The sequence below is a fragment of the Halomicronema sp. CCY15110 genome, assembly GCF_016888165.1.
GTDB lineage: Bacteria > Cyanobacteriota > Cyanobacteriia > Phormidesmidales > Phormidesmidaceae > Halomicronema.
The window spans coordinates 1-228 of record NZ_JACSWC010000278.1 but is presented as its reverse complement, the minus strand read 5'-3'; the positions used below and the strand labels follow the sequence as shown (position 1 = coordinate 228).

Genomic DNA, 228 nt, shown 5'->3' with positions numbered 1-228 from the left:
AATGGCCAGGGTCTGATCCGGCGATCGCAGCTGCCCGGCGCTGGTCTTGGCATCGCTCAGAGCCACTTGGTCAGCCAGATCTTGGGCCGACAGCCCCACCGCCACCAGCGCCGCCGCGTTGATTTCCACCAAAATTTCTTCCTCCGGGCGACCAAAGAAATCCACATCCTCGGTGCCGTCAATGCCTCGCAGGGCCACCCCCAGCTCCTCGGCGTAGCGGCGCAGCAG

1 protein-coding gene is annotated in these 228 nt (G+C 64.9%); it reads right to left on the bottom strand.

What is annotated here, in order from left to right:
• The coding region (locus tag JUK32_RS11560; protein ID WP_204139009.1) for an efflux RND transporter permease subunit at positions 1-228 on the bottom strand (228 nt) is incomplete at both ends.